Source organism: Blastomonas sp. (assembly GCF_046294995.1).
Lineage (GTDB): Bacteria > Pseudomonadota > Alphaproteobacteria > Sphingomonadales > Sphingomonadaceae > Blastomonas.
Genome location: NZ_JBKBOG010000001.1, coordinates 83,594 through 108,437, shown reverse-complemented (window position 1 = coordinate 108,437; position 24,844 = coordinate 83,594). Strand labels below are relative to the sequence as shown.

Annotated in this window: 21 protein-coding genes; 2 read left to right on the top strand and 19 right to left on the bottom strand. The window is 66.3% G+C overall.

Features of this window, described 5'->3' with window-relative positions:
* The first annotated feature begins 19 nt into the window (after positions 1-19).
* On the top strand, positions 20-982 hold the full coding sequence (locus ACK4R0_RS00480) for a radical SAM protein (RefSeq protein ID WP_409668623.1): 963 nt from the start codon (positions 20-22) through the stop codon (positions 980-982).
* A 171-nt stretch (positions 983-1,153) separates the two neighbouring features.
* Positions 1,154-2,398, top strand: coding sequence for an ABC1 kinase family protein (locus ACK4R0_RS00475; RefSeq protein WP_409668621.1), 1,245 nt, complete (start codon positions 1,154-1,156; stop codon positions 2,396-2,398).
* Positions 2,399-2,411: 13 nt separating this feature from the next.
* On the opposite strand, the gene ACK4R0_RS00470 is transcribed toward ACK4R0_RS00475, so the two are convergent.
* The 19 genes from ACK4R0_RS00470 to ACK4R0_RS00380 all read right to left on the bottom strand — a co-directional run bounded on the left by ACK4R0_RS00470 (position 2,412) and on the right by ACK4R0_RS00380 (position 24,826).
* On the bottom strand, positions 2,412-4,751 hold the full coding sequence (locus tag ACK4R0_RS00470) for an SPOR domain-containing protein (protein WP_409668618.1): 2,340 nt from the start codon (positions 4,749-4,751) through the stop codon (positions 2,412-2,414).
* A gap of 139 nt (positions 4,752-4,890) precedes the next feature.
* On the bottom strand, positions 4,891-6,360 hold the full coding sequence (gene ftsZ, locus ACK4R0_RS00465; protein WP_409668615.1) for a cell division protein FtsZ: 1,470 nt from the start codon (positions 6,358-6,360) through the stop codon (positions 4,891-4,893).
* Between the two features lie 3 nt (positions 6,361-6,363).
* Positions 6,364-6,495, bottom strand: coding sequence for a hypothetical protein (locus tag ACK4R0_RS00460; RefSeq protein WP_409668612.1), 132 nt, complete (start codon positions 6,493-6,495; stop codon positions 6,364-6,366).
* Between the two features lie 2 nt (positions 6,496-6,497).
* Entirely contained in the window at positions 6,498-7,814 is a 1,317-nt protein-coding gene (ftsA, locus tag ACK4R0_RS00455) for a cell division protein FtsA (protein ID WP_409668609.1), read from the bottom strand.
* A complete protein-coding gene (locus ACK4R0_RS00450; protein ID WP_409668607.1) occupies positions 7,811-8,704 on the bottom strand; it encodes a cell division protein FtsQ/DivIB in 894 nt (297 codons plus the stop codon). Before ACK4R0_RS00450 ends, ftsA begins: the two co-directional genes overlap by 4 nt.
* Complete coding sequence (locus ACK4R0_RS00445) at positions 8,688-9,665, bottom strand: D-alanine--D-alanine ligase (RefSeq protein ID WP_409670834.1); 978 nt, start codon at positions 9,663-9,665, stop codon at positions 8,688-8,690. The genes ACK4R0_RS00450 and ACK4R0_RS00445 overlap by 17 nt, the downstream gene beginning before the upstream one ends.
* 32 nt (positions 9,666-9,697) lie before the next feature.
* Positions 9,698-10,618, bottom strand: coding sequence for a UDP-N-acetylmuramate dehydrogenase (murB, locus tag ACK4R0_RS00440; RefSeq protein ID WP_409668604.1), 921 nt, complete (start codon positions 10,616-10,618; stop codon positions 9,698-9,700).
* A gap of 137 nt (positions 10,619-10,755) precedes the next feature.
* Positions 10,756-12,168, bottom strand: a complete 1,413-nt coding sequence (murC, locus tag ACK4R0_RS00435) for a UDP-N-acetylmuramate--L-alanine ligase (protein ID WP_409668601.1) — start codon at positions 12,166-12,168, stop codon at positions 10,756-10,758.
* A complete protein-coding gene (gene murG / locus ACK4R0_RS00430) occupies positions 12,165-13,355 on the bottom strand; it encodes an undecaprenyldiphospho-muramoylpentapeptide beta-N-acetylglucosaminyltransferase (RefSeq protein ID WP_409668598.1) in 1,191 nt (396 codons plus the stop codon). Before murG ends, murC begins: the two co-directional genes overlap by 4 nt.
* On the bottom strand, positions 13,352-14,584 hold the full coding sequence (locus ACK4R0_RS00425) for an FtsW/RodA/SpoVE family cell cycle protein (RefSeq protein WP_409668595.1): 1,233 nt from the start codon (positions 14,582-14,584) through the stop codon (positions 13,352-13,354). Before ACK4R0_RS00425 ends, murG begins: the two co-directional genes overlap by 4 nt.
* Entirely contained in the window at positions 14,581-15,906 is a 1,326-nt protein-coding gene (gene murD, locus ACK4R0_RS00420) for a UDP-N-acetylmuramoyl-L-alanine--D-glutamate ligase (protein WP_409668592.1), read from the bottom strand. Before murD ends, ACK4R0_RS00425 begins: the two co-directional genes overlap by 4 nt.
* Positions 15,903-16,973 (bottom strand): phospho-N-acetylmuramoyl-pentapeptide-transferase, encoded by a 1,071-nt coding sequence (gene mraY / locus ACK4R0_RS00415; RefSeq protein ID WP_409668590.1) that lies wholly within the window; start codon positions 16,971-16,973, stop codon positions 15,903-15,905. Before mraY ends, murD begins: the two co-directional genes overlap by 4 nt.
* Entirely contained in the window at positions 16,973-18,391 is a 1,419-nt protein-coding gene (gene murF, locus ACK4R0_RS00410) for a UDP-N-acetylmuramoyl-tripeptide--D-alanyl-D-alanine ligase (RefSeq protein ID WP_409668587.1), read from the bottom strand. Before murF ends, mraY begins: the two co-directional genes overlap by 1 nt.
* Positions 18,392-18,434: 43 nt before the next feature.
* The gene (locus tag ACK4R0_RS00405; protein ID WP_409668584.1) at positions 18,435-19,862 is read right to left on the bottom strand and encodes a UDP-N-acetylmuramoyl-L-alanyl-D-glutamate--2,6-diaminopimelate ligase; all 1,428 of its coding nucleotides are present in this window, start codon (positions 19,860-19,862) and stop codon (positions 18,435-18,437) included.
* Between the two features lie 99 nt (positions 19,863-19,961).
* Complete coding sequence (locus ACK4R0_RS00400) at positions 19,962-21,686, bottom strand: peptidoglycan D,D-transpeptidase FtsI family protein (protein WP_409668581.1); 1,725 nt, start codon at positions 21,684-21,686, stop codon at positions 19,962-19,964.
* Complete coding sequence (locus tag ACK4R0_RS00395; RefSeq protein ID WP_409668579.1) at positions 21,683-22,273, bottom strand: hypothetical protein; 591 nt, start codon at positions 22,271-22,273, stop codon at positions 21,683-21,685. The genes ACK4R0_RS00400 and ACK4R0_RS00395 overlap by 4 nt, the downstream gene beginning before the upstream one ends.
* Positions 22,270-23,265, bottom strand: coding sequence for a 16S rRNA (cytosine(1402)-N(4))-methyltransferase RsmH (gene rsmH, locus ACK4R0_RS00390; protein WP_409668576.1), 996 nt, complete (start codon positions 23,263-23,265; stop codon positions 22,270-22,272). The genes ACK4R0_RS00395 and rsmH overlap by 4 nt, the downstream gene beginning before the upstream one ends.
* A complete protein-coding gene (locus tag ACK4R0_RS00385; protein ID WP_409668573.1) occupies positions 23,265-23,759 on the bottom strand; it encodes a division/cell wall cluster transcriptional repressor MraZ in 495 nt (164 codons plus the stop codon). Before ACK4R0_RS00385 ends, rsmH begins: the two co-directional genes overlap by 1 nt.
* Before the next feature lie 299 nt (positions 23,760-24,058).
* Positions 24,059-24,826 (bottom strand): Gldg family protein, encoded by a 768-nt coding sequence (locus ACK4R0_RS00380; RefSeq protein WP_409668571.1) that lies wholly within the window; start codon positions 24,824-24,826, stop codon positions 24,059-24,061.
* Between the last annotated feature and the right edge of the window lie 18 nt (positions 24,827-24,844).

Here is a 24,844-nt window from a genome sequence, read left to right as displayed (position 1 = left end):
CGCGGCGATAGGTAGGATCATGGATTCCACCAGCCCCTTCGCGGTCCCCGACGCGCCCCCGCTCGATCCTGCCAAATTCCGCGATCCGCTGATCACCGCCAAGGGCGAGCCGCGCGCCAGCGTTGCGCTGACCGCACTGGAAACCTTGTGGTTCAACACCGGGACCTTGTGCAACCTGGCCTGCAAGAGCTGCTACATCGAAAGCTCGCCGCGCAACGATGCGCTGGTGTATGTGACCCTCGCCGAGGTCACCGCGTATCTCGACGAGATCGCCTATGGCCAGCTGCCCACATGCGAGATCGCGTTTACCGGCGGCGAGCCGTTCATGAACCCGGATATCATCGCGATCCTCGAGCTGTGCCTGTCGCGCGGGTTTGCGACGCTGGTGCTGTCCAACGCGATGCGCCCGATGCGACGCCACGAGGCCGCGCTGCTGGCGCTTAACGCGCGGTTTGCCGATCAGCTCACGATCCGGGTGAGCCTCGACCACTATACGCAAACGGTGCACGAGGCCGAGCGTGGCGGCAACAGTTGGGACAAGGCGATCAGCGGCCTTGCATGGCTCGCCGAGAACGGCTTTTCGATTGCGGTCGCCGGACGGCATCTGGCGCACGAAAGCGATGCACAGGCGCGGGCTGGCTTTGCGGCACTGTTCGCGCAGCACCGCCTGCCGGTCGATGTCGGCAATCCGCAACGCTTCGTGATGTTTCCCGAAATGGATGCCGGGGCCGACATCGCCGAGATCAGCACCGGGTGCTGGGACATTCTGGGCAAAAGCCCTGATGCGATGATGTGCGCGACCAGCCGGATGGTGGTAAAGCACAAGGGCGCCAACCGCCCTACGGTGGCAGCCTGCACCCTGCTGCCCTATGACCCGGGGTTCGACATGGGGGCGACGCTGGGCGAGGCATCGCGCAGCGTCTCGCTCAACCATCCGCATTGCGCGCGATTCTGCGTTCTGGGCGGGGCGAGTTGCAGCTAGCGTCTCGCGAACCTACATAAAAGCAGCACAGGTCTCTATTCCGAGCCTGTCCGCACGCACAGGTCGATACCCCGCATGCTCCCCCCAAAGACGCGTACGCAATCCCCGTCCAGCTCATCCGGCCAGGCGGTCCCCAGCGGGCGCATTGCCCGGTTTGCGGGGTTCGGAAGTATGGCCGGTGGCATAGCGGGCACGATGCTGGTCGATGGCGCCAAGCAATGGGCGCAGGGCAAGCGCCCCAGCGTCGGCGACCTGCTGCTGACACCCGCCAATGCCCGCAAGATCGCCGACAAGCTCGCCACGATGCGCGGCGCGGCGATGAAGCTGGGCCAGCTGATGTCGATGGACACCGGCGATTTCCTCCCCCCTGAGCTTGCCGACATCATGGGACGGTTGCGCGCCGATGCGCAGCATATGCCGCAGGGGCAATTGCGCAACGTGCTCAACCAGAACTGGGGCCGTGGGTGGGAGAAGCGCTTCAAGAGCTTCGATTTCAAACCGATCGCCGCCGCGTCGATCGGCCAGGTCCACCGCGCGCGAACGCTCGATGGCCGCGATCTGGCGATCAAGGTGCAGTATCCTGGCGTGCGACAGAGCATCGACAGCGATGTGGACAACGTCGCCTCGCTGATCAAGCTGACCGGCTTGCTGCCGGCGGGGATCGACATCGACCCGATGCTGGCCGATGCCAAGGCGCAGTTGCACGAAGAGGCGGATTACGCACACGAATCCGCGCATCTGGCGCGGTTCGGCGAGCTGCTCGCCGATCATCCGGACTTCATCGTCCCGGGCCTGCACACCGACCTGACCACACCCGACATCCTGGCGATGGACTATATCGAGAGCATCGCGGTGGAAGACACCGCGACGATGCCTGCAGAAACCCGCGACCGGATCGTCCGGCTGGTGGTCGAATTGCTGATGCGCGAGCTGTTCGACTTCCGGCTGATGCAGACCGACCCCAATTTCGCCAACTACCGCTTCGATCCGGCCACCGGACGGCTGGTGCTGCTCGATTTCGGCGCGACGCGGGTGGTGAGCGAGGCGGTGTCCGACAGCTATCGCACTCTGTTGCGCGGTGGCCTCAGCCGCGACCTCGCCCAGATGCGCGAGGCGGGGCTGGCGCTGGGGATGCTGCATCCCGATGCGCCGGAAAACCACAAGGTCGCGGTGCTGGGGATGTTCGACACGGCCTTTGAACCGCTCCGGCTCGACGGCCCGTTCGACTTCACCTCCAACGAGATGACGATGGAGCTGCGTGACGAGGGCATGGCCTTCGCCAAGGAACGGACCTTCTGGCAGATCCCCCCTGTCGACACGCTGTTCATCCAGCGCAAGATCGGCGGCGTGTTCCTGCTGGGCAGCCGTTTGAAGGCCAACCTCAACGTCCACCGGCTGATCCGAGACGCGCTCTAGCGCGCTGCGGGGTTCAGCCGCCGATCTTGGTGACTTCCTGCCCTTCGGGGCTGGTGAAGGCAAAGCCCGACAGCTTGTTCTTCGCAAGCGTGTTGACGAAGGCCTGCGCCTCGTTGGGGCCGGAGAACGGCCCTGCCAGCAGCCGGTTGGTGGCGTTGAGCGGCGTCCACCAGGCCTGCTTGCCCTTGAACACGTCAGGCGCTTCGCCGGTCAACCGCTTCCATTCCTTGGCCAGATCGGCACGGTTGGCGCCGCCCGCCACCTGCACCCAGTAACGCTTGGGGTGCTTGGGCGGAGCAGGCTTTTCCGCAGCCTTTTTGGCCGCAGCCTTCTTCTCTTCGGCCTTTTGCGCCTCAAGCTTCTTTGCCTCTGCCACCTTGGGATCGACCTTGGGCGGCGCGGGCTTGAGCTTGGTGATATCGACCGCGTTCTCGTCGGGCGCCAGCTCCTGCGGTGGCACCGTGATGCTGGCGATCACCGCCGAAAGGCTGACGCGTTCAGGCGCAGGCGCAGCCGGCGCTGGACCCGCCGATGAAGGGGCACGCGCTGCGGCGAGCTGAACCGGTTCCCTCGCGGGCGGGGGCGCGGCCGGGGGTGCGGGCGGGGGCGAAGGCTGCGCGCCGACCCGGGCCAGATCGAACCCGGTTGCCGGCGCTGCTGCCGTGGTATCGGGCGCTGCGTTGGTAACCGGCGGCACCGAGTTGAAGCCGGGGCGCGGCAGTTCGGTCATGCCGGACAACTGCACCGCCCTGCCGGTCGCTGCGGGCTCTGCCCCCCGCGTCGGCGAGGCATCGCGCGGCGCCGAAGCCACTTGCGCCGCCCCCGGGTCGGACTGCCCGGTATTCGATTGCGATGGTGAGGGCAGAAGGGGCTGGGGTAACGGCTGAACGGTTGCCGAAGTCTGCCCGCCGCTCGTCCGGCTGGCGGTGACGACGCGCGCGGGCGAAGGTGCAGGTGAAGGTGCAGGTGTCGCCGTCGAACCGGCTGATCCCGGCACGGATTGGACCGTCGCCCGCGCTGTCTGGGTCTGTCCCGGTAAAGGCTGGACCGTCGCTCCCGCAGACTGCGTCTGTCCGGGCAAGGCCTGGACCGTAGCCCGCGCCGTCTGGGTCTGGCCAGGCAAGGGCTGGACCATCGCCCCCGTCGACTGGGTCTGTCCTGGCAATGGTTGCACCGTGGCGCGTGCCGATTGCACCTGCTGGCCCGGAAGCGGCTGGACCGTTGCCGGAGCAACGCCGCGCCCGGGAATCAACAGATCGGAAGGCGGCACGGGACCCGGCGCACGGGCTTCGACCGCCACCGGCTGTGCTGCAGCCTGTGTCTGTGCCAGCGCGATCGCATCGCGTTCCTTCTTCGACAGTCTGCCGGGACGGCGCCGGTTGGACTTGTCGACCTGGGCGACCCTGCGGGTCTTCGGGTCCACTGTCGGGCCCAACGGCTCACCGGCAGGGATCAGCCCCGAATCGGCGCGGGCCGGGCGGGAGCGCGGCGTTCCGGCCGAAGCATATTGGCGGTTGCGCGGGTCATCCTTGCCGATCGCCGCAGACTGCGGGAACTGGCCGAAATGGGCCGCCGCCGCCTGCTGCGCCGGGGTCAGACGACCCATGAAGCGAAAGAACGGCTCGATCGAGGCAGCCATGCGCTTGGGCATGGTCGCATCGGCAATCGCGATCGCGCCCTGGGGGTCGCCGGTCACCGCCAGCACGAACGCCCGGGTGCGCCATGCGGCGGCATCGCGCTTGCGCAGCAGCGGGTCGAGCTGCGCTTCGGCAGCGGCGCGGTCACCCGAAATACCCAGCGACAGCGCATAGCGCCGGATCGTCTCGTCATCGCTGCCGCGCCGCAGAGCGATTTCATAATCGGCCTGCGCGGCGTCGGAGTTGCCGACCAGGTCATACGCCAGCCCGCGGTCCGAGGCGAAAACTGATTCGGGCACGCCCAGCTTCTTGGCTTCCTCGAACAGCCGCAACGCCTCATAGGGGTTTTCGTTGAGCAATATGCCCGATGCCAGCCCGGCCTTGACCCGTCCGTTGCCCGGAGACATCTCGTTGGCGCGCGCGAAAAAGCCGATGGCGGCCTGCGGGTCCCCCAGCAGCAATGCAGCGTTTCCGCCATCGATCAGCGCATCGATATCCGCCGGGTTGAGCGCAAGCCGCTGCAGAGCGTTCTGCAGTTCGCGCGTGCCCTTGGGCTGGGCGACGTTGAGCGAAGAATAGCCGGGCTGTGCGGTGTCGGGGGAATCTGGCCCCTCCTCCTGCGCAACAGCGGGCAGTGGCGCCAGAGCAGCCAGGACCACCAGAACCGCTGTGGCGGGACCGAGGCGACGCAATCGGGAAATACGGGTCAATGCCATGTTGATCCCGTCAGTCGGCGCTTGCTCGGGCGAATGCAAGCACGACCGCCCGCTTCGCACGGCAAAGCGTTGCACGTATTCGACAGCTTGCGGGAACCCTTGGCCTGCTGCCCACCGGGCGGCAGCAGGCCAGATGGCATTACTGATTGTTCTGGCGACCCAGGAAGCGCGGAATATTGAGCGGCGGCGCATCGTTGCCATCGTCACCATCATCGTCATCGCTGCGCGCTCCGCCACGTGACAGGCTGGACATCCGCTCGAACAATGTGCCGCCGCCGGTGGCCACGCGCGGTGCCTTGGCAGCAGGCGCGACGGGCTCTGCCGCGGGTGCCGCAGGCGGGACATAGGCAGCAGGCGCAGGTGTCGGCGCAGGTGCAGGTGCCTGCTCTGCGCTGGCGCTGTCGAGCAGCAGCTCGTCGGCGCCGGATGTGGCATTGCCGTCGTCAAGCGGCTGGGCGGCGACGCCCAGGTCTAGCGTATCGGCCGGGTCTGCAGCAGCCGTGACCGGCTTGGGTGCAGGGGCAAAGGACGGCGCGGGTGCGGGTGCGGGGGTTGGAGTTGGTGCTGCAACAGGCGGCGTGAAGCTGCGCGTGCCACCCTGGGCGAGCGAGAACGGGCGGGTGTCCTCGGTGTTGTGCAGCGCCTCGCCATCGATCCCGGTAGCGACCACCGAGACGCGGATCTTGCCTTCGAGATCGGGATTGAACGCGCTTCCCCAGATGATGTTCGCGTCAGGATCGACCAGTTCCTTGATGTGATTGGCCGCTTCGTCGACCTCCATAAGGCGCATGTCGTCGCCGCCGGTGATCGAAACGATGACGCCCTTGGCGCCCTTCATCGACACGCCGTCGAGCAGCGGGTTGGCGATCGCGCGCTCGGCAGCCTCGAGCGCACGGCCATCGCCCTCGGCCTCGCCGGTGCCCATCATCGCCTTGCCCATCTCGCGCATTACCGAACGGATGTCGGCAAAGTCGAGGTTGATCAGGCCGGGGTTGACGATCAGGTCGGTGATCGAGCGCACGCCCTGCTGGAGCACTTCGTCGGCAAGCTGGAAGGCTTCCTTGAAGGTGGTGTTGGGGTTGGCGACCAGGAACAGGTTCTGGTTGGGAATGACGATCAGCGTGTCGACGTTCTTCTGCAGCTCGGCGATGCCGGCTTCGGCAGCGCGCATCCGGCGCGTGCCTTCGAAGGTGAACGGCTTGGTGACGACGCCGACGGTCAGGATGCCGCGATCGCGCGCAGCCTTGGCGATGACCGGAGCAGCGCCCGTGCCGGTGCCGCCGCCCATGCCGGCTGCGATGAAGCACATATGCGTGCCTTCGAGGATGGCCTCGATATCTCCGACGGTTTCTTCTGCCGCCGCGCGACCGACTTCGGGACGCGATCCTGCGCCCAGACCCTGGGTGACATCAGGGCCCAGCTGGATGCGCTGTTCGGCGGTCGACGAGTTGAGCGCCTGCGCATCGGTGTTGGCGACGATGAAATCGACGCCTTCGACGTGCGCCGCGATCATGTTCGCGATCGCGTTGCCGCCTGCGCCGCCGATCCCGATCACCGCGATCCGCGGACGCAGTTCATCGACGGTGGGCGGTCCAATGGTGATGCTCATGCCTTAATTCTCCCGCGCTTCATCAATTTGAAGCAAATGCCAATATTCACCTTGCACAGATTGATTCGCGAATTCACGTAAAAAATCGGGTTTTTCCACCGCTTCGTGCGTATCGCTGTGCCATTCGTCGCGCATGATCAGAAATTGCCGACCAACGCGCGCCAAAGACGCTGCAATACTGCCGCGCCCGAATGGCGATGCACCTGCTGATAGCTCGATGCAATGCTGCGGATATCGACCGGCTCGTCCGCTGCGAACAGCGCGAGGCCTGCCAAAGTCGAGAACGCTGGCCCCGCATGTGCATCGGGCAGACCCGCTAGGCCCGCAGGCCGCCCGATCCGCACCGTGCGGCCCAGGGCCACCTGCATATGATCGGCAAGGCCGCGCAGCTCGGCGCATCCGCCGGTCAGCACGATGCGCTGGCCCTGCGCCCCGGTAAAGCCCAGCTCCTTCAATCCCTTGGTGATTTCGCCGATCAGGTAATCGAGCGGCTGGCGGATGACCGAAACCAGCTGCGCGCGGCTGATCGAATGCTTGTCGTCCGCAGCGCGGCCGCCTGCGCCGACCAGCTTGCTGTCCTCTTCGGGCAGCCTGAGGTCGATCATGTCGTGGTTGTCGCGCGGCGAGGAGGTCGCAGCGCCGTGGAAGCACTTGATGCGTTCGGCCTCCGTCCGGCGCAGGCCGAAGGCAGACGCAATCGCATCGGTGATGTCCGCGCCGCCGAAGGGAATAGTGAACAGCCCGACCAGCATGCCGCCGGCATAGAGCGAGATGTTGGTGACTGCCGCGCCCATTTCGATCAGCGCGACGCCAAGCTCGCGCTCTTCCTCGCCCAGGCACGCGGTGCCCGCCGCGATGGGAGCTGCGACGATGCCGCTGACGCCCAGATAGGCGGCAGCGACGGTCTGATCGATGTTGCGCACCGGCGCGCCATCGGCAAACACGACGTGGATATCGACGCCCAAGCGCTCGGCGTGCAGGCCGATGGGCTTCTTGACCCCGGTCGCGCCGTCGAGCGTGTAGAGCGCGGGTTGTGCGTGCAGCACCATCCGCCCGCCCGGCTGGATCGTCTCGCGACCCGCTGCGAGCAGGTGATCGACGTCGTCCTCGTCAATGCGGCCGCCGCCCAGGTCGATCTCGACCCGGGCGATCGTGCTGGTCAGGCCTCCCGAGGTGCAGCTGACATGGACGTGATCGATGTTGAGCCCCGCGATCCGCTCGGCCTGCTCCACCGCCTCGCGCACCGCAAGCTCGGTCGCCTGCATGTCGGTAATGTAGCCGCGCTTGACCCCGTCACTCGCCCTCTGCCCGGTGCCCAGCACCAGCAGTTCGCCGCTGTCAGTGCGCCCGATGATCATCGCGCAGACCTTGGACGAGCCGATGTCGAGCGCGCCAAAGGTCTTTTCGATGCGGGGGACGGCCGCGCCGCCCTTGCGGGGCTTGCCGCCGCTCATTGCGCGGCCGATGCGATCGCATCGCCTTCGGGCTTTGTCGGATTGCGGGGTTTGCGCAGGTAAGCCCGTTCAGGATCGCGCAGGTCGAAATAGGTCACGCCCTTGCCGAGCAGCCGGTTGACCCCGTCCATCCGCGCGAAGTTGATCAGCGCGGCTTCGGACAGATCCTCGCCCTCGGGCAGCGCCAGCACTTCGCCAGTGTGGAAGGTCAGGTTCCAGCGGCGGTTGCCGACCCACTCGGCCTCGCGCACCTGCGGGGTCAGCGCGGGCGCGACGTCGAGCAGTTCGGTCAGGTCGCCGATCCTGGAGTTCGCCTGCTTGCCGACGATACGCAGCATCTTGGGGTCGATCTGGCCGGGGCTGGGCTCGAGCGCGACGCCTTCGGCATCGACCAGCATCACCTTGCCGCGATCCACCCACACCGCCAGCGGCTCGCGCTCGACGATATCGACGATCAGCGTATCGGGCAGCTGGCGCGAGATGCGGGCATCGGCGATCCAGCTGAACGCGGTCAGCTCGCGCCGCAGCTCTTCCAGATCGACCTGCGGCATCGAGCGGTCCTTCTGGGCGAGGACGATCTCGTAGACCTTGAGCTCGTTCATCTTGTCGACGTTGCGCACCTCGACCTTCTTGACCTCGAACCCGGCGCGGCCCGCCGCCAGCGCCAGTTCCTGCTGCACCATGCCCGGCAGCCCCATGAATTGCGCGGTGATGACGCCGGCCAGGGCGAGCACCCCGAGCACACCGATGGTTGCCGCCTTCTGCAGCTGTGCCTCGGTGAACGGCAGCCGCGCCAGCGCGGCGTTGGCGCGCGATCGCTGCGCCGCGCGCGGCTTCGCGCGGGCCGTGCCCCGCCTGGCCGATGTGCCGCGTTTAATCCGTGTCGTCATGCCGGGTGCCCCCCAATGCCTGTTCAACGATGATTTCGACCAGATCGGCATAGCTGATGCCGATAGCAGCCGCCTGTTCGGGTACCAGGCTGAGCGGTGTCATTCCCGGCTGGGTATTGACCTCGAGCAGGTACAGCCCGTCGGCCCCCTTCTCGTCATCCCAGCGGAAGTCCGAGCGCGATGCGCCCTTGCAGCCCAGGATGTTGTGCGCCTTGAGCGCGATATCCATGCACATCGCGGCGATGTCTTCGGGGATTTCGGCCGGGCAGATGTGCAGCGTCAGCCCGTCGGTGTACTTCGCGTCGTAATCGTAGAAGCCCGACTTGGTCTGCAGCTCGGTGACGCCCAGCGCGCGGTCGCCCAGCACGGCGGTCGTCAGCTCGCGGCCCTTGATGAAGGGTTCAGCGAGCAACTCGTCGAACTTCTGCCATGGCCCTGCAGCATCGGGGCTGATCGGATCGCCATAATTGCTGTCCGCCCTGACGATGGCGACGCCGACCGACGAGCCTTCGTTGACGGGCTTGAGCACATAGGGGCGCGGCATCGGATCGCCCGCATAAAGGCTTTCCGAGCGCACGATATGCCCGCCGGGCATCGGGATGCCGTGCGGCAGCAGCGCCTGCTTGGTCAGCACCTTGTCGATCGCGATCACCGAGGTGGCCATGCCCGAGTGCGTGTACGGGATCTGCATCAGGTCGAGCATCCCCTGCACGCTGCCATCCTCGCCCGGGGTGCCGTGCAGCGCGTTGAACACGATATCGGGGCGGATGCCGGCGAGCACCGCGGCGACATTGCGGTCCATATCGACACGGGTCACTTGGTGCCCGCGCGATTCCAGCGCCTTGGCGACACCCTCGCCGCTCATCAGCGAAACCTCGCGCTCGGCTGACCAGCCGCCCATGAGGACGGCGATGTGCAATCGCGCCCTCTCCCCTTCAGGGGAGAGGGAAGAGCCGCGCAGCGGCGAAGGGAGAGGGGGCTGTATTGAGGTGGTCATGAAATGACTCCCCCTCTCCCCGGCCCTCTCCCCTGAAGGGGAGAGGGAGATTCCTTGCCTATCCGCTGAATTTCCCATTCGAGCTCGACGCCCGACTGCGCCTTGACCCGCGCGCGGACTTCCTCGCCGAGCGCCTCGATGTCGGCGCTGGTGGCGGTTCCGGTGTTGATCAGGAAATTGGTGTGCTTCTCGCTGACCTGCGCGCCGCCGATCATCAGGCCGCGGCAGCCCGCCTGATCGACAAGCTGCCAGGCCTTGTGCCCTTCCGGGTTCTTGAAGGTCGATCCGCCGGTCTTGCTGCGCAGCGGCTGGCTGGCTTCCCGCGAGGCGGCGATGCGGTCCATCTCGGCCTGGATCGCGGCGGGCTCGGCGGGCGATCCGGTAAAGGTCGCACCGATCACGATCGCGCCATCGGGAAGCTCGGAATGGCGATAGGTGTAATGCAAGTCGGCCAGCGCCAGCGTGCGCCGCGAGCCATCGCGCAGCACCACGTCGCAGTCGATCAGCACATCCTTGACCTCGCGGCCATAGGCGCCGCCGTTCATGCGGACAAAACCGCCGACGGTACCGGGGATCGAGCGCAGGAATTCCAGCCCGCCGATGCCAGCATCGCGCGCGGTCGAGGAGACGAGAATGCCCGACGCCCCTGCCCCGCAACGCAGCGTCATGTCGCCGGTGCGCTCGACCTGCGCGAACGCCTTGCCCAGACGGACGACGACACCGGCCACTCCGCCATCGCGCACGATCAGGTTCGATCCCAGGCCGAGCGCCATCACGGGCACGGAGGGTTCGAGTTCGGTTAGGAACTGCACGAGATCGTCGGCATCCTTGGGCTCGAACAGCCAGTCAGCCGCGCCTCCGGTCTTGAACCACAGCAATGGGGCGAGAGGGGCGTTTGGCGTGAGCCTGCCACGCACTTCAAGCGCACTCCCCTCCCGTGTTCCCGAGCGAAGTCGAGGGACCTTACGCAACCCACCGGGATTACGTCCCTCGACTTCGCTCGGGACAGACGGATGGGGGGTGTCTGAAACCGAGGAAGAAGGCGCGGAAACGCTCACGCAGGCACCCTCCGCGCGCCGATCGCATCGGCAAGGCCAGCTGCCCATTTGGTGATATCGCCCGCGCCCAGGCAGACGACCATGTCGCCGCTTTGCGCCTCTGCGGCGAGCAGATCGGCCAGCTCTTCGGGCCCGCTGATCGTCCGCGCCTGGCGATGGCCGCGCGCCTTCAATCCGCTGGCGAGCGCTTCGGCATCGACGCCCTCGATGGGGTCCTCGCCTGCGGCATAGACCGGCGCGACATAGACCACGTCGGCATCGTTGAACGCCTGCTGGAACTCGTCCATCAGATCGCCGAGCCGCGAGTACCGGTGCGGCTGGACCACCGCGATGATGCGGTTCTGCACGCCCTCGCGCGCGGCAGCCAGCACCGCGCGGATCTCGACCGGGTGATGGCCGTAATCGTCGATGATCGTCACGCCGTCCACCACGCCCACATTGGTGAAGCGCCTTTTGACCCCGCCGAACTTGGCAAAACCGGTGATGATGTCCTCGTCTGCCATGCCCATCTGCAGCCCGACCGCGATCGCGGCGATCGCGTTCTGGACGTTGTGACGGCCCGGCATCGGCATTTCGATCCCCGATATCTGCCGGGTCGAACCATCGCGCTCGCGCACGGTGACGTCGAAGCGGTTGCCGCCGGGGATCGAGACGACATTGTCGCCGCGGATATCGGCCTGCGCGCTGAAACCGTAGGTGACGATCCGGCGGTCCTTGACCCGCGGCAGGATCGCCTGAACCTCGGGATGATCGAGGCACAGGATCGCCGCGCCATAGAACGGCACGTTCTGGACGAACTCGACGAACGCATCCTTGACCGCGTCGAAGTTGCCGTAATGGTCGAGATGTTCGGGATCGATGTTGGTGACGACCGCGATCGTGCCGTCGAGCCTCAGGAAGCTGCCGTCGCTTTCGTCGGCCTCGACCACCATCCATTCGCTGGCACCCAGGCGCGCGTTCGAGCCATAGCTGTTGATGATGCCCCCGTTGATCACGGTGGGGTCGATGCCGCCCGCGTCGAGCATCGCGGCGATCATCGAGGTCGTCGTGGTCTTGCCGTGCGTGCCCGCCACCGCGACGGTGGACTTGAGCCGCATCAGCTCGGCGAGCATCTCGGCGCGGCGCACCACGGGGACGCGGGTCTCGAGCGCAAGATCGACCTCGGGGTTGCCGCGCTTGATCGCGGTCGAGGTGACGACCACTGCGGCATCGCCCAGATTCTCCGCCTTGTGGCCGATCATCACCTTGATGCCGCGCTTGCGCAGGCCATCGATGACATAGCCCTCGGCGATGTCCGAGCCTTGCACCTTGTAGCCCAGATTGTGCATCACCTCGGCGATGCCGGACATGCCGATGCCGCCGATACCGATGAAATGGATGGTCCCGATGTCGACTCCGACGCCCTTCATGCTTCTGCTCTTTCCGTATCGCGCGCGAGTGCCTCGCCGCCGATCGCGTGTCCCTTGGTGACAGGCGCCACCCGGATCACATCGACCAATGGCGCACCGCCAAAACTTTCGACCAGATCGGCCAGATCGCGCACAGCGTGCGGATAGCCGCATTTGTGCGCGGCGAGCGCAGCATTCTCGAGCGCGTGCGGGTCGAGCGCCATCTTCTGGATCTGCTTGGCCAGCTCCTTCGGCGTGAACGCCTCCTGCCGGATCGACCGCGCGCCGCCCGCCTTGACCATCTCGCGTGCATTCGCGGTCTGGTGGTCGTCGGTGGCGATCGGCAGCGGCACCAGGATGGCAGGACGTCCTGCGGCGGTCAGCTCGGCAATGGTCGATGCGCCTGCCCGGCCGATGAACAGGTGCGACCAGCCCAATTTGCCGGGGATGTCATCGATGTATGTCGCAAGCTCTGCCGGGATGCCGTGCTCGGCATATTTGGCGCGGACGATCTCGATATCCTCTTCGCGGCACTGCTGGACGACCTGCAGCCGGCGGCGCAGATTGACCGGCAGCATCGCCAAGCCATCGGGCACGACGTCGGACAGCACCCGCGCACCCTGGCTGCCGCCGGTGACGAGGACGCGGAACACGCCATCTTCGAGCAGCGGCGGATAATTCTGTCCGCGCAGATCGAGCACCGATTCACGCACCGGATTGCCGACGAGGTGGACCCGGTCGGAGTATTTGGGGTTCAGCCGGTCGACCTGCTTGTAGGCGGTGGCGATCGCGTTGACCCGGCCTGCCATGAACCGGTTGACCCGGCCCAGCACGGCATTCTGTTCGTGGATCACCGTGGGGATGCCCGCAGTCTGCGCCGCCAGTAGCGTGGGCAAGGCGGGATAGCCGCCAAAGCCGACGACGGCGGTCGGCTGGAAGGTCTCGAACAGGTTGAGCGCCATCGCGCGTCCGGCCCAGATGCCCTTGATGCCGCGCAGCCAGCCGAGCGGCCCGCCCGCGATCCGCCCCGGCGGAAGGATATGGACCTGATCGCCCTCGAAGATGCCAGGGATCTTGGCACCGCGCTCGTCGGTCACGAGCGCAATATGATGCCCGCGCTGCTGAAGTTCGCGCGCGAGCGCGAAGGCGGGGATCAGGTGCCCGCCGGTGCCGCCTGCGGCCAGCACATAATGGCGTGAAACGGTCATTTGCGGCTCCAGTCCTGACCGAGCAATGTGCGGTCCTCGAACGGGTTACGCCGGGTGAGCGACAACAGCAATCCCGCGCCGATGCTCAGCGCGATCATCGACGATCCGCCATAGCTGATGAACGGCAGCGTCATGCCCTTCGACGGGAACAGCTGCAGGTTGACCGCGATGTTGATGAACGCCTGCCCACCCAGTTGCGCGGTCAGCCCGGTGACCGCGAGAATGGTGAACAGGTCGCGCTCTTCGAGCAGCCGCATGCACACCCGCGCGATGATCGCGAAGTACACCAAAGCGATCGCCGCGCAGGCGAGCAGGCCGAATTCCTCGCCGATCACCGAGAAGATATAGTCGGTGTGCGCTTCGGGCAGGTTGAACTTGTGGGTGCCCAGGCCCGGCCCGGTGCCGATCAGCCCGCCGCCTGTCAGCGTCTTGTGCGCGAACATCACCTGGTCATATTCGCCCGCGCCGAACAGCCAGCCGTTGATCCGCTGGGTGGCGACCGGATAGAAGAAATACGCCGCTGTCATCCCCAGCGCGCCCGCGCCGATGCCCGCCGCGACGATCTGCATCGACAGCCCCGCGAGCAGCATCAGCGTGAACCAGATGCCGATGAACATGATCGTCTGGCCAAGATCGGGCTGGCGCATCAGCAGGAAGGCGATGAACCCGGTGAGCAGCATTGACAGCCGCAACACCGGCAGCGTCGGATCCTTGATCCTGAGCGAAATGATCCACGCCAGTGTGACCGCGAAGGCGGGCTTGAGAAACTCGGACGGCTGGATGCCGATGCCATAGCCGATCCAGCGTTTCGCCCCGTTGACCGTGTTGCCGAAGATCGGCACCAGCATCAGCAGCACCATGCACACACAGGCGATGATGATCGCCAGCCGCCGTGCCTCGCGCTTGGGTAACATCGATACCACGAACATGAAGCCGAGCCCGACGATCACCCAGCCCAATTGGCGGTAGAAGAAGTACAGCGGACTGAGCACTTCGGTCGCGGTGGACAGGCGCCGCGCGGTGGCGGGCGACGCCGCCTGCACCGCGATCAGCCCGATCGCGATCAGCATCAGCATCAGCGACAGCAGCACACGGTCGAGTTCCCAGAACCAGATCGCCAGCTGCGATCGGTCGCTGCGCCCCAGCCTGCGGCTGAGATTGCGCGGCAGCTTGTAGGCGCGCGGCCCCGTGGGCGCTGCGACGGGAGCGGTGGCGGCAAGGTCGCTCATTGCGCGGCTTCCTCCTGCTGGTTGTCATCGTTGGCGATCAGCGCGTTGACGATCTTGCGGAAGCAATCGCCGCGCGCCTCGAAGTCGCGAAACTGGTCGAACGAGGCGCAGGCGGGCGACAGCAGCACGACATCGCCGGCCACCGCATTGTCCATCGCGCTCTGGACGGCGTTCGCCATCATTTCGGCGCGGGTGACCGGCATGACCTTTTCCAGCTGGTCGGCAAACACCGGGCCAGCCTCGCCGATGGTATAGGCATGCACGACATGATCGAAATGCTCGGCGCATTCGTCGAGATTGTCGCCCTTGGGCAACCCGCCGACGATCCAGTGGATGCGTGGAAATGCACCCAGCGCAGGCGCGGTCGAGGCGGGGTTGGTCGCCTTGCTGTCGTTGACGTACAGCACGCCGCGATGTTCGGCGGTGCGTTCCATGCGGTGCGGCAGACTGGCGTAGGTGGCGAGCGAGCGCCGCGTCTGCGCCTCGTCCAGCCCGAGCGCGTGTGCGACGCCCAGTGCCACCGCGATGTTCTGTGCGTTGTGCGGCCCCTGCAGCGTCGGCCATGCGGCCTGATCGGCGGCCGGTATGTCGGCGGCGTGTACCTCGACCGGCGCGGACACCGTGGCCGCGATCGCGCGGGTCTGGTCGTCGTCGATGGCGATCACCGCAACATGCGCATCGCTCTGCATGCCGAACAGCCGCGCCTTGGCGGCGCAATATCCGGCAAAACCATCATAACGGTCGAGATGGTCGGGGGTGATGTTGAGCAGCACCGCGACATCGCAATCGAGGCTGAAGGTCAGATCGATCTGATAGCTCGACAGTTCGAGCACATAGACGCCACCTTCGGGCAACGGCGGCTGCGACAGGATCGGCAGGCCGATGTTGCCGCCCATGATCGCAGGGACGCCCGCTTCGTCCAGGATGTGGTGGATCAAAGCGGTGGTGGTCGATTTGCCGTTGGTGCCGGTGATGCCGACCACGCGGTGCGGTGGAAGGCTGGGACGGGCGAGCGCGAACAGCTCGATATCGCCGATGATCGGAACGTTCGCGGCGCGCGCGCGGTCGGCCACCGGATGCCGGTTGAGCGGAACACCGGGCGAGACGATCAGGCCATCGAAGCCAGCCAGATCGATCTCCATCGGGTCGCCGATCACCACGTCTGGATGGTTGGCGACCGCGGTTTCGCGGGCTTCGGCGCGGTTGTCCCATGCGGTGCACTGCGCGCCCGACGCCATCAGCGCGTCGAGCGTCGCCAGACCCGAGCGCGCCAGCCCGAGGATGCAATAGCGTTTCGCGGCAAAGGCGGGAGAGACGATCAACGGATCTTCAACGTTGCAAGGCCAGCCAGCGCAAGCACCAGCGAGATGATCCAGAAGCGGATGACGACCGTCGATTCAGGCCAGCCAAGCTGCTCGAAATGGTGGTGGATCGGTGCCATGCGGAACACGCGCTTGCCGGTGCGCTTGAAGAAGAACACCTGGATGATCACCGACATCGCCTCGACCACGAACAGCCCGCCGACGATCCCCAGCACGATTTCGTGATGCGCCGCCACGGCGATGGCACCCAACGCTCCGCCCAGTGCCAGCGATCCGGTGTCGCCCATGAACACCGCAGCGGGCGGTGCATTGAACCACAGAAACGCAAGGCACGCCCCCATGATGCAGCCGCAATAGATCGCCAGCTCGCCTGCGCCCGGGACATGCGGGATGCCCAGATACGCAGCGAACCTGGCGTTGCCGACCAGATAGACGATCAGCAGGAAGGTGAGGCTGGCGATGATCACCGGGAAGGTCGCAAGTCCGTCGAGCCCGTCGGTGAGGTTCACCGCATTGCCGAACGCCACGATGGTGAACGCGGCAAAGGGAATGTAGAACAGCCCGAGGTCGAACGGCGGGTAATTGAGGAACGGCACATACAGCAAGGTGCCGGTTTCGCGCAGGATCACCCAGCTGGCGATGCCGGCGATGATGAATTCGCCGAGCAGCCGCACCCGGCCCGGAACGCCCTTGTGGCTGGCCTTGCGCACCTTGTCATAGTCGTCGAGGAAGCCAATCAGGCCGAAGCCCAAAGTCACCGCGAGGCACGCCCATACGAAGCTGCTCGTCAGATCCATCCACAACAGCACCGAGATGGTCAGCGCGATCAGGATCATCAGTCCGCCCATCGTCGGCGTCCCGCGCTTGGCGAGGTGGGTCTGCGGGCCATCGGTGCGGATCGGCTGACCCTTGCCCTGGCGGGTGCGCAGCATCAGGATGAAACGCGGGCCGATGATCATGCCGATCACCAAAGCCGTGAGGATCGCCGCGCCCGAGCGGAAGCTCAGATAACGGATGAGGTTCAGCGGCCCCTCAAAATCCAGATATTGCGCCAGAAGATACAGCATCAGACCCCCTTCTGCGCCAAAGCGCCGCCTGCTGGCGTTTGTGCCAGCGCGCGCACCAGCGCAGATAATCCCACAGAATTGGACCCCTTGACGAGCACAGCATCGCCATCGGTCAGAATTGCCTGCAGCGCCGACAGCGCCGCATCGGCGGCGGGCACATGCGCGATTGTGCCCTGCCACTCAAGCGAATTGGCGAGCGCGTCGGCCAAGGGTGCCATTTCATCGCCGACCAGAACGAGCGAGGCGATGCCGGCCGCGATCACCGGAGCTGCCAGCGCCGCGTGATAATGATCCGAGGTCTCGCCCATTTCCTTCATCGCGCCGAGCACGGCGATGCGGCGCGGCGCGTCTTCCTTGCTCAACTGCGCGAGCGTAGCGGCCATCGACGCTGGGTTGGCGTTGTAAGCCTCGTCGATCAGCAGCGCAGCGCCGCCATCCGGAGTGGCCACCGTCAGCCGCTCGCCGCGCCCTGCGAGGCCCGGCAGACTGGCGAGCGCGAGGCCCGCAATCGCAAGATCGCCACCTGCGGCCTCGATCGCAGCCATCACCGCGAGCGCATTCATCACCCAATGGTCGCCCGGAGCGGCGATGCGGAAGCACAGCCGCGCTTCACCGATCTGCGCGGTGACCAGCGATCCGCCCTCGATCGCAGCGATGCTGTCGATCAGCCGCGCTTCGCTGTCTTCCTGCGTGCCGAAACGGATGATACTATCGGTGCAAGCCCTGGCTGCGGCGCGAAGGCGCGCATAATGCCGGTTGTCGTGTGGCAGGATGGCGGTGCCGCCGGGCTCGAGCCCCTGGAAAATTTCGGCCTTGGCGTCGGCGATGCCATCCTCGCCCTGGGCGAAGTTGCCGATGTGCGCAGGCGCTATCGTGGTGACGATGGCGATGTGCGGGCGCACGATCCGGGTCAGCTCGGCCAGTTCGCCGCTGTGGTTCATCCCCATCTCGAACACGCCGAACCGCGTATCGCGCGGCATCCGCGCGAGGCTCAGCGGCACGCCGACGTGGTTGTTGTAGCTCTTGACCGAGCGATGCGCGCTGCCCGGCGCCATCCGGTCGAGCGCGTGAAACAGCGCCTCCTTGGTGCCGGTCTTGCCCGCCGAGCCGGTGACGCCGATGATCTTCGCAGCGCTGCGGTCGCGCGCGGCGCGGCCCAGAGCGGTGAGCGCGACGGCGCTGTCGGCGACCAGCACGTGCGGGTGGTCGATCGGCTGCTCGGTGATCACGCCTGTAGCGCCCGCAGCGATGGCCTTGTCGATGAAGCGATGCCCATCGGTCTCCTCGCCGCGCATCGCGATGAACAGGTCGCCGGGCTGGATTTCGCGCGAGTCGAACGCCACGCCGGTGACGGCGAAGTCGGCAGATGCCGTGCCGCCGGTGGCGTGCGCGATTTCGGATGAGGTCCAGAGAGTCATGACCCTCCCCTGAAGGGGAGGGGCTTTTGAAGTGCCACCCCCCTCACGCCGCGCACTCCCGCGCGACCTGGACATCGTCGAACGGCAGCACGCGGTCTCCGACGATCTGGCCCTGCTCGTGGCCCTTGCCCGCGAGCAGCACGATATCGTTGGCGCCTGCCATCGCCACCGCCGCAGCAATCGCCTCGCGGCGTCCGCCGATCTCGGTGGCATCGCCCGCCGCCGCCATGATCGCGGCGCGGATGCTGGCGGGGTCTTCGGAGCGCGGATTGTCGTCGGTGACGATCACGATGTCGGACAGGTCACTCGCGACTTTGCCCATCTGCGGACGCTTGCCGGTATCGCGGTCGCCACCGGCACCGAACAGCGTGATCAGCCGGCCTGAAACATGCGGCCGCAGCGCCTCGATCGCCGCCTGCAGGCCATCGGGGGTGTGCGCGTAATCGACATAGACCGGCGCGCCGGCGCGGGTGATCACCGCACGCTCGAGCCGCCCGCGCACCGGCTGCAGCCGGGCCATATGATCGAAAACCTGTTTGGGATCGCCGTCCGCCGCGATGACGATGCCGGCCGAAACCAGTGCATTGGCGGCCTGATACGCGCCGATCAGCGGCAGGTTGACCCTGAGCTCCCTGCCCTCATGCGCCAGCACGAGCTGCTGGCCCAACTGGGTCGGGGTGCGGCTAATCAGGCGGATTGCTTCGCCCGCTACTCCGACCGTGACCGGGGTCAGGCCGCGCGCCTCGACCCGCGCGAGTACCTTGTCCGACCAGGCATCGTCGGTCCAGACGACGAAGTGGCCGCCATCGACGACGACCTCGTCGACCAGCCGCATCTTGGCCTCGAAATAATCGTCCATCGTGCCGTGATAGTCGAGGTGATCGCGGCTGAGATTGGTGAACGCACCCACCTGCACCGCCAGCCCCTCGGTGCGGAACTGCGACAGGCCGTGGCTCGATGCCTCGAAGATCGCGTGGGTCACACCTTCGCGCGCGAGGCCCGACATGTTGCCAAGGAAGGTGACGATATCGGGTGTCGTCAGCCCGGTGGAGGACTGGTCGACTGAGGTGGTGACGCCCAAGGTGCCGATCGAGGCGGCATTGTGGCCCGCCATCCGCCACAATTGGCGGGTCATCTCGGCGGTCGAGGTCTTGCCGTTGGTGCCGGTGACGGCGGCGACATGCGCCGGAAATGGCGTGAAGAAACGTGCGGCGATCTGCGCAAAGGCGCGGCGTGGCTCGGCATCGGCGATGTGGACCGCTCCGCTCACGCTCGCACCGGGCGCAGCAACGATGGCCACGGCGCCTGCCGCAACGGCATCGGCGATGAAATCCTCGCCGTTGAAGCGCGCGCCGGCAAACGCACCGAACACGGTGCCCGGGGCAACCTTGCGGTGATCGATGGCAAATCCGGTCACCGTGAGCGCGGCATCACTGCCCGTCATTCCAGGAACCAGTTCACCCAATTTCATTGCTGTACCCTTTGACCGACCCTGAAAATTCCCGCCTCCTCTATGTCTGGCCCGCCCAGATGCAACCCCCCGCATCATGTGGACCTATGTATATTCGCCCTATACCGGGTCCTCCGACTTGGTGTTGGCGGACGCCTTGACCGGGGCCTTCCACAGCAACGGCATCAGTTCGGACACATCGACATCGCGGCGGTCGTCGGGGATGATGCCGAGCATCGGGCCGATGCGCGGCACCAGCCGCGCCACCACTGGCGCTGCGGTCCATCCGGCGGTGCGCTGGAACGACGATGCCTGGTTGCCTGCAGGCTCGTCGATCATGATCAGCACCACGAAACGCGGTGCATCCATCGGGAACACGGCGGCGAAGGTCGCGACCACCGAGCTGCGGCGATATCCGCCCGCACCCGGCTTTTCCGCCGATCCGGTCTTGCCGCCGACACGGAAGCCGGGCGCCTCGGCCTTGCGGCCGGTACCATCGCGCACGATCATGCGCAGCAGCTGGTTCATCCGCGCGCTGGTCGATGCCTTGAACACCCGCTCGCCGCGCGGCACGTCCCTGGGGGCGAGCTTCGTCAGCGTGGCAGGGCGATATACGCCGCCATTGGCCATCGCGGCATAGGCGCTCGCCAGATGCAGCGGGCTGACCGCGATGCCGTGGCCATAGCCGACGGTCATGTTGGTCAGCCGCCCCCAGTTCGCGGGCCAGAGCGGCTTGACGGTTTCACGCAGGTTGATCTCGGCGGGCCGATCGAAGTGCAGCTTGCGCATCACCGCCTGCAGCCGCTCGGGGCCGAGTTCATCGGCGATCTGCGCGGTGACGATGTTCGAGCTGTGCACCAGCGTCTCGGGCACGTTGAGCCAGCGGCCCGACGAGTGCGAATCGCGGATCTGAAAGCCCCCGACGCGCAATGGGCGGCTGGCATCATAGCGGCGCGACAGGTCGGTGACCGTGCCTGCATCGATCGCGGCGGCGACGGTCAGCGGCTTGAAGGTCGAACCCAGTTCGAAGAAGCGATAGGTGACCTGATTGGCCTCAAATGCCGCGCTGCGCGAGTCGAACTGGTTGGGGTTGAAGCTGGGCAAAGATGTCATCGCCATGACCTCGCCGGTCTCGACGTCGAGCACGACACCGGCGGCGGCCTTGGCATCATAGGATTTCATCGCGCGGCCAAGCTCGTCCTCGAGCGCAGCCTGCACCCGGATGTCGACCGACAGCGCCGAGGGCGTCAGACGCAATTTGGGGTCGAGCAGGTCCTTGTCCATCGCGCGTTCCATGCCGGAGACGCCATGGCCATCGGGGTGGACATAGCCCAGCACATGCGCGGCCAGCTGCAACTGCGGATAGAAGCGCTCCTTCTCGCGCGGGAACTCGATGCCGACCTCACCCAATGCGTGCACCCGATTGACCTCTTCGGGCACCGCGCGGTGGCGCAGATAGGTCGGCTTGGTCCGGCTGAGCAGCTTCAAGAAGCGCTCCTCGCTGGTATCGGGGAAGATCTGCGCCAGCTTGCCGGCGAGCACCCTGCGATCGCCGATCAGCCGCTCTGGCACCACGCGGATGGCATAGCCGTCGATCGTGCGGGCCAGCGGCACACCGTTGCGATCGACGATGTCACCACGACCCGGATCGACCAGTCCGGACCGGGTCGCAGCCTGCGCCTGCTCGCCGAACACGCCGATGAAGGTCAGCCGCACCAGGATCGCACCGACCCCGATGCCGAACAATGCCAACACCGCGACCAGCCGCAGCTGCGCGGTCAGCGTCATGTGCTGGCGCTTGCTGGCGAGACGAACCCTGTGGCTGCCGGATGCGAGCGCGGTCATTGGCCCCCCGTTTTCTTCATTTCAGCGTCCGCCTGTTTGTTGATCCGATCGAGCAGCCGGTCGTCGAGCAGCCGGCGTCCTTCGGTCTTGGTCTCGGGCGCGTCTTTGGGCGCAGCCGCAGCCGTCGCGGCGCGCGCCGGACTGATGATCGCGACACTGGCCGAAACCGAGAGCGGCTCGGGCGTCTTGACCGTGGTCGCTGCAAGCTCGGAAGGCTTGATCGCGGCGGGCTCGGCCTGCGGCTTGATCGTCATCGCGGCGACCCGCACCGGCTTGTCGAGTTCGCGCGCTGTGTCGCCCAGATTGGCGAGCTCGCGTTCGCCATCGAGATATTGCGCGGCGCTGGGGGCTTCATAGCCGTATTCCAGATCGTTCCACATCGCCAGCTGGGTCAGGCTGGCGCGGGTGGCGAACTCGGTTTCGAGATAGCGGATCTCGGCGCGGGTGCGCTGGATCTCGCGCTCGGTGCGTGTCAAATCGCTGCGCAACGTCGCCACGCTGAGCGACAGCGGATACAGCGCGATCGCGACGATGAAGATCAGCGCGATCCAGCCGATGGTCTTGAGGCGCTTGACTGCGAGGATCATGCCGCACGCCTTTCCGCATCGTCGCCGGCGCCCCATGCCGGGGCATCGCTGCGAACCGCGACCCGCAAGGTGGCCGAACGCGCGCGGGGGTTACGCGCACATTCGGCCTCGCCCGCCCGGGTCGGCCTGGCGGGTTTCTCGAAACTGGGGGTCCGGCGCTGGCCGGACAGATCAGGCAGATGGCGCGAGCCGCCGCCTTCGCTGCCGCTGCGGATCCGCAGGAAGCGCTTGACGATGCGGTCCTCGAGGCTGTGGAAGCAGACCACTGCGAGCCGCCCGCCCGGCGCGAGCATCGCCTCGGCCGCGACCAGCCCGTCGCGCAGTTCGTCGAGCTCGCCGTTGACGTGGATGCGGATCGCCTGGAACGTGCGCGTCGCGGGATCCTTGGGCGCGCCGGGGCGATAGCCCAGCGCCTTGCGGACGACGGCGGCGAGTTCGAGCGTGCGCTCGAGCGGGCGCGCGGCGACGATCGCGCGGGCAATGCGGCGCGACTGGCGCTCTTCGCCGTAGAGATAGAGGATATCGGCGATGTCGGCTTCGTCGGCGGTGTTGACGAAATCCGCCGCGCTCAGCCCGTCCTGCCCCATGCGCATGTCGAGCGGGCCGTCCGACTGGAACGAGAAGCCCCGCGCTGCCTGATCGAGCTGCATCGAGGATACGCCGATGTCGAAGACGATGCCATCGACCTGGGGCACCCCGGCGTCGCGCAGCACCTGGGCCAGTTGCGAGAAGCGCGCCGCGTGGAAGACGAAGCGGCCATCGCTCTCGGCAACGAGCGCAGTGCCGGCAGGGGCCGCATCGGGATCGCGATCCAGCCCGTGAACGGTCGCGCCAGCGGCCAGCATCGCGCGGCTGTATCCGCCCGCGCCGAAGGTCGCATCGACGTGCACTTCACCTTCGGCGATCGCGAGGCCGTCGAGCACTTCGGCGAGCAGCACAGGGACGTGCGGGGCCTGATCGGTGTCGGCCGGACGGGGTTCACGGCGTGCCATCAGCCCTTGCCCCCCAGTTCGTCCATCATGAAGCGCGCGACATATTGCTGCGAGGCAAGCCGCGGATCATCGAGCGACAGCAGGTGCTCGACCCCCCAGACGCTGAAATCGGTGCCGTTGCCGCTGAAAAAGACATGCTTGTCGATCCGCGCCATCGCGACCAGCAGTTTGGGCAGGATCAGGCGGCCACTGCCATCGAAGGTGATGCGAAAAGTGGTGTTGAAGCGCGCGCCGCCGAACACTTCGGTGCGGAACTCCTCGCCATGCTCGTTCGCCATCGCTTCGCGGTGCTGCATCTGGGCGAGCAGCGAATCGAGCCGCTCGGTGCCGCAGCCCTGCAGGCACTGGCCGTCGGTGTTGAAGCTGAGCACGGCAATGCTCTCGCCATTGCTGCCCTGAATGAGGGGGTTACGGAAGTTAGCCGGAATGGCCATCCGGCCCTTGGGGTCGATGGTCGTCAGTGCAGAACCGAGAAAGGCACTGATTTCCGTCACTTGTGATTGAACCCCTTTGGCGCGCCGCTGCGTTTCCCTGATCGGTCCGGGGCCTTACACATTCACCTGCCATCCCCTGGACACCCCGTCCGGCGAGCCGGAACTGGGCAATGCGTCCGCACCCCACCGCGCACGCGCGCTGCAGGCCGGTCAGGCATGACAAATGGCTTGAACCCCGATTAAGGATATCCATAACAGGGGAGAATTGGGGATGAAAGGGTTTTTTTGGGGCTAGAGCCTCATCTGGCCCCGCTATACTTGGAAATCGCGACCAGTCGAAGTTAAAGTTGGTCCCGTCATCATGACGTATCCTTCGCCGCCAGATCGCTGATCAGTGTTGCGACAAACCTGCTGTTGGCGTCTGCCGACTCGGCAGAATCGTTGATCATGGCCGGGTCGATGAGATCGGCATCGGCGACGAGCACCGCCCTGCCCTTGCCGGGCCGGCAACGCGCGACATGGCCATCCATTTCGACCGCGCATCCGCCATCCCCAGTTTTCCCCGGCAAAACGGCAAATCTGCCCGGATGGACCAGCACGGCCCCCGATGGACGCAATCGGACCATTTCAAGATCGGGATCGACCAACTCGAGTCCCCAATGCTTGAGCAAGGGCGACATCAGCGACGACCGCAGCGGCCCCAGCGGATCGCCCAACCCCTTGCCGCTGTGCCATTCCAGCACCGGATCGGCAAACAGCAGCAGTTTTCCGCCGCCGCGAACATAATCATCGATCGCAACCAATGTTTCGGGTGGCAAGGCAGGGGGCTGCACCAGAATCACCAGATCGGCGCCCGCCAGCGCGGCAGCATCGAGCGAGTCGGCGACGATCAGATCGTGCACGGCGTTCAGTTGCTCATGCAGCGGATGCGGATCGGTCTTGCCCGCGATCATCGCGTGCATGTCCACGCCATCGCCGTGCACCAGCGGCAGGCTGCTCATCAGCACGACCCGCAGCCTGGGACCGGCGGGGATCATGGGCGCAGCATTGTGTGCGCCCGGCGCGACGGCGGCGTCGGACTTGGGAACGGACTCCGGAGCGGCAGAGCAGCCGGCCGTCAGCAGCATCGCTGCCGTTGTGGCCAG